We start from the raw sequence: 6,000 nt of genomic DNA on the forward strand, positions 1-6,000 counted from the left end.
GAGACCCTGTCGAGAAAGTGTAAGCCAAATGTTCGTGAAAATAACTTAACGCCAAAGAAGATTTCTACGTTTCACACGCCTCTAAATACTTTCCAACACCGTCTAACAATTGGTCTACCAACGTCAGGCAACACTGAATGAACTCCTCGCTCATGTAGTATATCCAAGGCACGTCATTTTTTGCAGAATGCTCAAACCAAGCTTCCGGCCAATGCTTGTTTTGCATCCTACTGCGGAACTTTTCGACCTTCTCAAGTGGCCATTCAAATCCATTGTGAAACATATTGTTCCTATATGCGAATAGGGCTGTCAGTATTTCCTCATACCTATTGGGCAGGAATTCTTCCAACCCCACGAACTTTGCCAGTTCCTTGATCCCTCGAACGAGATCAGTTCCCATTTCACCCTTTTTGATTATTAACTGTGGGTTCCAATAGGGGTCCTGAAAACCCTTCCTCCGTGGGTCAGCGTCTAAATCAGGCTCGTTTTTCTCCCGAAGCGCCTCAAACAATGCCACGAAGAGGGATTCCATGAATGGGGCCAACATACCGACAGCAGCCATAGAATGCGCAGCATCGAAGTAAACGGACTCGTGAAACATGTCTGTGAGATGGTCAATGAGGTGTTCCGCATTTCTATCGTCTTCTGGGTCAAGAAGATCGATTTCCTCGCGCATGTGCTGGATATTTTCGGCAGCCTTTGCCTCAGCTTCTTTGTTACGCTCTAACGCACCCCGTATGGCATAGAGTTGTGCTTCGAAATCGCGTTCGTTTTCCATGAAGAAAAGGGCGCGATCCTTGTGGCTCAACCGAAATTTCTCGAAGCCTTTCAGAACATCATCCTCCAACTCGATAGTCATACAGCTAACTCCCAATTCGGTAAGGGTAAAAAACAGAGCCACTCCGAGCTCACTTTGAAACTCAAAAAGTTGTTCAGCGTATTGAAGCAAGTGCAGCCAGCCCCGGTCCGAGCTCGGTACGGAGGCGTGGTTCGATAGAACAAATCATCTCTAAAGAAGCTTCCAGTTCAGCTGCGTCACCTTTGCTCACATTGAAACATAGCTCTTTTAGCCAGCTGCCCAAAAACTCGCTCCATGCATCGAACTCTTCAAACGCGCCAGCCGCGACCAAACAAACGATTACTTCCTCACTGTATCGCCTCTCAACACTGGGTTCATCTCGATGTGAGCGTGCCACCGCCCGCACACTTCTCGCGAGGCCTTGACTTCGAAGGCGGCTTGCGACCTCCGCAAGGCCATGAACAAACGAAAACTTTTCCGCATCATCCATATTTTCTGCAAAGCGAAAATTGCTTGCCCTTACCAATTCTACGGCTTTCTCGGCTTTTCCACTCCCAACCCGAAAGAGACCAGTGGTGTTTATCAGCACGGTGACGCTTTTAGCTGTTAACACACCACACGATAGGCTTTCATCCAGTGCGTTCTCCAATTCATTGGGAATTGGGTTTCGAAGCGACAATTCTGATCCTTCAAGAGGGCCTGGAAAAGAGCTTTTTATCGTCCGCGCCCGATTGAACTTGCTTTCAGGGTTCTGTGGATCGAGGGAGACGCGAAGTGGCCCTTCAGGAAGACCTTCCGACACGCTCCCCACGGCATTATACAGCCTTCCAAGAAGCTCCTGTTTCAGTTGTGAAGGGCTAACATAGTCAGGGAGCCAACGAGGCTCAGCACGCAAATCTATCAGGTTTTTAAGATAGAAACGATGCCCGTGCTTCTCCATTATCCACGCAGAAAGATATTCAACATCGATTCTGTTCTCGGCTTCTCTCGCCAATATGGCTGCGTGTGAGAATGTAGCCAGACGTCTCCGAAATGGAGGCCAGTGCCTAAGAACACGTGTTCTGCTGACCTCGCTTTCAACAAGCACAATGAAGCTCATCATCAGTTGAAGAGGCCCAGATTTGTCATCCGGATCAAGAGCGATGATTTGTTGGACGATCTCGTCCAGTATTCTCGCCAGTTCGGGTAAACTGTGAGCGACGGGCAAGGCGACTTCTACGGCCCCAACTTTCGAGAAGACATCGCCATAATCCCTCGCCCATTCAGCCAATTCAATTAGCTGCTGTTCTTTGATACCAGATATCGCAATTTCATTGCTGATCGAAGGATGGCTGCACAGTAGAAGAGCCATTCGAGGGCCCTCTTCATCATCCCAGGCCAAGTAGTCTTCAATCACCCCTGAAATCACAGCACTCACCAAATCAGGAAGAGTGCTTAGATCGCCCTTACCACTCAGGTTCTCAAAATACTCGATGTCCTTGGGAACCATGTCTTCAGCGCTGACGTTCGTGCTCTCGATTTTCTGCCTGAACGCCTTGAGAAAGGCAAACGGCGTATTCATGATGTCATGAGAGAATTCTTCCAATTCATCAGACGTCAAGGTTCGTTCCATCAACAGGGCACGCCATTCGCTTAGGCCAGTCGGAGGGAACCCGTGTTCATTCAAAATAATATCAAGTTCCCTTAGTCTTTCGGAGGCATCTGGTAGGAAAACAAAGAACTCTGCGGCGAAAAAACTTTCGCTATCGTTCGCAATTTTTAAGACGACCCTGTCGCTGGAAATTTGTTCGCGTGACAGAAACCACTTGCTGCCCGCTTGATCTATGATCTCCGATTGACTGCCTTCGACGTTAAGGGCTTCGCTCACTCTTTCGAAGAACAGTGATCGGGTGAACACGATGTTTTCTCCGTAAGTAACAAGCTCCTCAGCCTCAAAGCCTATCTTCTGTCGAAAATTGCGTTCGTCGACCAGTTTTCGACGCAGGAACATTGGGAGAATCCCGAGCAGAACGGAACTTTCTGCCGGTTCAGTGATTTCCAAATTTACATCTTTATCCATCGAATTCACCCCCGGAATCCACTCTGGATAAAAGCATTTGCCCGAGCGAATTGATAAGCCATTCGTAAATCTCTGGGTCTGAAGACTGAAGAACGTCGAACACCTCCTCCTTCAACCAACGCGAATACCTGTCCGCAGCATCTGCGTCTTCAATATCAAGGTGCCGAAGAGCCAGACTGTTGCACACAATTCCCCAACCGCTTTGAGCGAATCCAGAGCCATCATTCTCAGTGATCGAACCCGCCCAATTTCGGAGATCGAGAAGTTGAAATATCCAACGTGAGCGAATGCGTGCCACGTCATCGTCTATTCCTGGTTTCCATTGCATGACTAAAGCAGAGATCAAGTTATTTCGGAAATTCTCAAACCAAGTCATTTCCTTGGTCAAAACCAACCAGCCGCGCATTAGTGTCAGAAGGATATTTTCTCGGAACGCCTTCAGATCAGCGGTTTCGACCAAAGTTGAATTTTTGACTTGTGTGTTCTCCAGAAATTGAAGCAATTCATCCTTACAAGTTGGAAAAAGCAGATAGCCTGCTCGCCGTAAAAAGGATCGGCAATGCCTCAACTTTTCATTCGAAAGTGTTCCCTTTTGGTTTAAGTCGGCAAGGAGATCGAGGGATGTTAAAATCGGCATTTGGGCGCCGTTTTCACCCACATGTTGGTATTGGTTTAGGTAACGGTCGTCACTGACAAGTCCTTCAACCTGCCCAGCAAGCTGTAGCACCGCGACGTTTGGGTGTGACTTCAGATCGTCATCGCTAAAAATCTTGTCAACGTGAACTTTTCCCTGGGAAATCCCCACGCTTAGGGCTTTTCTAATACCTTCAATGATCCGCTCAAAGTCCTCCCCATGACCATCCATCTCGACCAGTGCGTTCGCCACTTGTATTGCCCTCTTGGGAACAAAAACCTTGAACCCAGCATCAGCGAGACTCGTTAATAATTTAGTAGTTTGAAAATACGAGACCGATAGGTCATCCAAGAAAAGCTTTGCCCCGTCTTCAACCTGAAGTTCATCAGGCCAACGTTGCTCACTACGTTCGAGGAAAATGCGTGCCTGCTGTTCGTCCTCGGGCATCAGAAGGCCAAGGTTAGCCATTTTATCAATCACAGCCTGACAGCTGCATAGGCAGGCATTATAGTCACTGAGGTCGACGGTCTCATCCATAAGGGACCCAATTTTATGAACTGGCGCGCTTCTGACCACGATTGTTTTGGCTTGGCTGTCATCCGCCTTGGCGGAAGTGAGCATTTCGGCCAGCTCCGTATCGACAAAAGTCGCCAACCCAGCATCGGGAGCCAATGATGCGGTGTATTCATGCACCTTCCCGGTTGTGAGCGCGGTCAACAATGCTCTGGCGTCCTTGACTCGACTCGGTTGATGGAAAGCCAGTTTGCGGCGTTCGCTGAAAAGCCAACCGAGCGTTGAATGCGGTATGAGTACCTCGTCATATTGCCGCATCACGTCTTCAAGGACATTCAGGCTGGCGAGTGTCACGAGAGCGGTGCTTTCAAGACCGATGCGTTTCAAGTCGACCTCAACTTCGCCACGCACGCCGCTAAACGCAGAAAAGACGCTGCGCTTGCGAGGGTCAGATTGCTTTCGGTTCAAGACAATAGAAGAAACCTGCATTTCCAGCGACGATCTTCGTAGTTGGGCCGCCACCATCGAAAGCGGCATTTCACCCTTCCGGTAACTCTCCCAAACTTCCTCTACATGCTCATTCCAATCTGGCATCTCGTTAGCAACGTCCTCAATGGACTTTTTTTGGACAGGACCGTCTTCGCCAGACAACTTAGAAGCTCTATCAAGCCAACCGAAAACTTCCGGGCCGTCTTCCAACCCTCTTTCAGAAGCTGTCATATAGCACCCCAGCAAAATACCCGGATCGTCTTCCCCAGCTTTTGCGGCTGCTTCAAGCAGTCCGCCAAGTCGAGGGCTGTCTATCGCTCCAGATAGCTGTGCGAGCGCATGAAGCTCATCAGGGGTGCGATACTCTCGGTTTTGCCATTCCTCTTCGACAAAAGCTGTCAACTCCTCCCAACGCCCTGAAGCAATCAAAAGGTTCTGGTGCAAGTTGCGGACGTTTTGCTCCTCGCGCTCTTTCCGAAGCTGAACAACGGCCTTAAGAGCTTTTTCAAAATTTCCATTTCGAAACTGCGTCCAGGCGGAAGCAAAGCGAAGCTCAAGGGACGATTGAACCAATTCTGAAGCTTCCGAAAGGACAATTTCCACCTCTTCATGCCTGCCGTTTGCGAAAAGAAACCTAACAACACGCTCGGTCTCAGTCTTTGACCGTGTATCTACAACAAGTTTTCGGGCGAGTTCGAAGTAACGATCCGAGTAACCTTGCTGACCAAGTTGCTCGACAAGATGTGCTAAGTTTGCTGTTGAAGGCACCTCGGAATATGTTGCTTCCAAGTCACCTATGCCCGGCCCCTCTTTACCTTGTGCAATGATCAGCTCGAAACGGTCTTTTTGACTCGCACTTAGTTTTTCGGAATTTTTCTCTATTGCGTCCCTGGCAGGTTCGATACGTCCAGCTTGGACGCAGGCCTGAACTTCAAATTCCAAATATGCCTCTGGATTTAGATGCGTCTCAATCACCTTTCGGTGAGTTTGATAATACGTCAATGCCACTTCGGGATCACCGGTGGAGTTGGCCATGACAAACCGAGAGAGAGCCACTTCAAAGTTTCCTCCAGGGAATCTTGCTTCTTGGCGTGAAAGAACGTGCTCAACTCTATCGCGGTCAACGTTTAGACCAAAGCCAAGACCAAGTGGGATGTAATGGATTGCAGTTTCTGCGTCGCCAAGTAACAAGGTCAGACGCTTGCGCGCAGCCTCATCGTCGTTCGGGTCATGAAGCTCCACCCAAAGTGCATAGTTTTCGTATGTATGCTGAGCGTCCAACCCAAATTCTGCTGCGGCATCTTTTGCACGTTTGAAGAAACCTGATGCGGTTTTTCGCTTCTTCATGGACTCCGGATCATCCCAAAGCGGGAACTGTTGTCGAACGAAAGGAACAGTGGTTTTGAAGGCATTGACCTGAGCCCCTAAAACTCCTCCAAATTTGTGTAGAGTCCGCCCAACAAAAGGACGGACAAATGAAGGCACGATTTACGGATGAACAGATCA

At 48.9% G+C, this 6,000-nt stretch carries 3 protein-coding genes; all 3 read right to left on the bottom strand.

Features of this window, described 5'->3' with window-relative positions; genetic code table 11:
- Positions 1-64: 64 nt before the first annotated feature.
- The 3 genes from BSF79_RS09730 to BSF79_RS09740 all read right to left on the bottom strand — a co-directional run bounded on the left by BSF79_RS09730 (position 65) and on the right by BSF79_RS09740 (position 5,841).
- The gene (locus BSF79_RS09730) at positions 65-859 is read right to left on the bottom strand and encodes a hypothetical protein (RefSeq protein ID WP_090269687.1); all 795 of its coding nucleotides are present in this window, start codon (positions 857-859) and stop codon (positions 65-67) included.
- Positions 860-932: 73 nt separating this feature from the next.
- Positions 933-2,858: a hypothetical protein gene (locus BSF79_RS09735; protein WP_090269688.1), complete on the bottom strand. Its 1,926-nt coding sequence runs from the start codon at positions 2,856-2,858 to the stop codon at positions 933-935.
- Positions 2,851-5,841 carry a tetratricopeptide repeat protein gene (locus BSF79_RS09740; protein ID WP_090269689.1) on the bottom strand — a complete coding sequence of 997 codons (2,991 nt, stop codon included), beginning with the start codon at positions 5,839-5,841 and terminating at the stop codon, positions 2,851-2,853. Before BSF79_RS09740 ends, BSF79_RS09735 begins: the two co-directional genes overlap by 8 nt.
- Between the last annotated feature and the right edge of the window lie 159 nt (positions 5,842-6,000).

Origin of the sequence: Thalassovita taeanensis, from assembly GCF_900110775.1 — a bacterium.
GTDB classification, from domain to species: Bacteria; Pseudomonadota; Alphaproteobacteria; order Rhodobacterales; family Rhodobacteraceae; genus Litorimicrobium; species Litorimicrobium taeanense.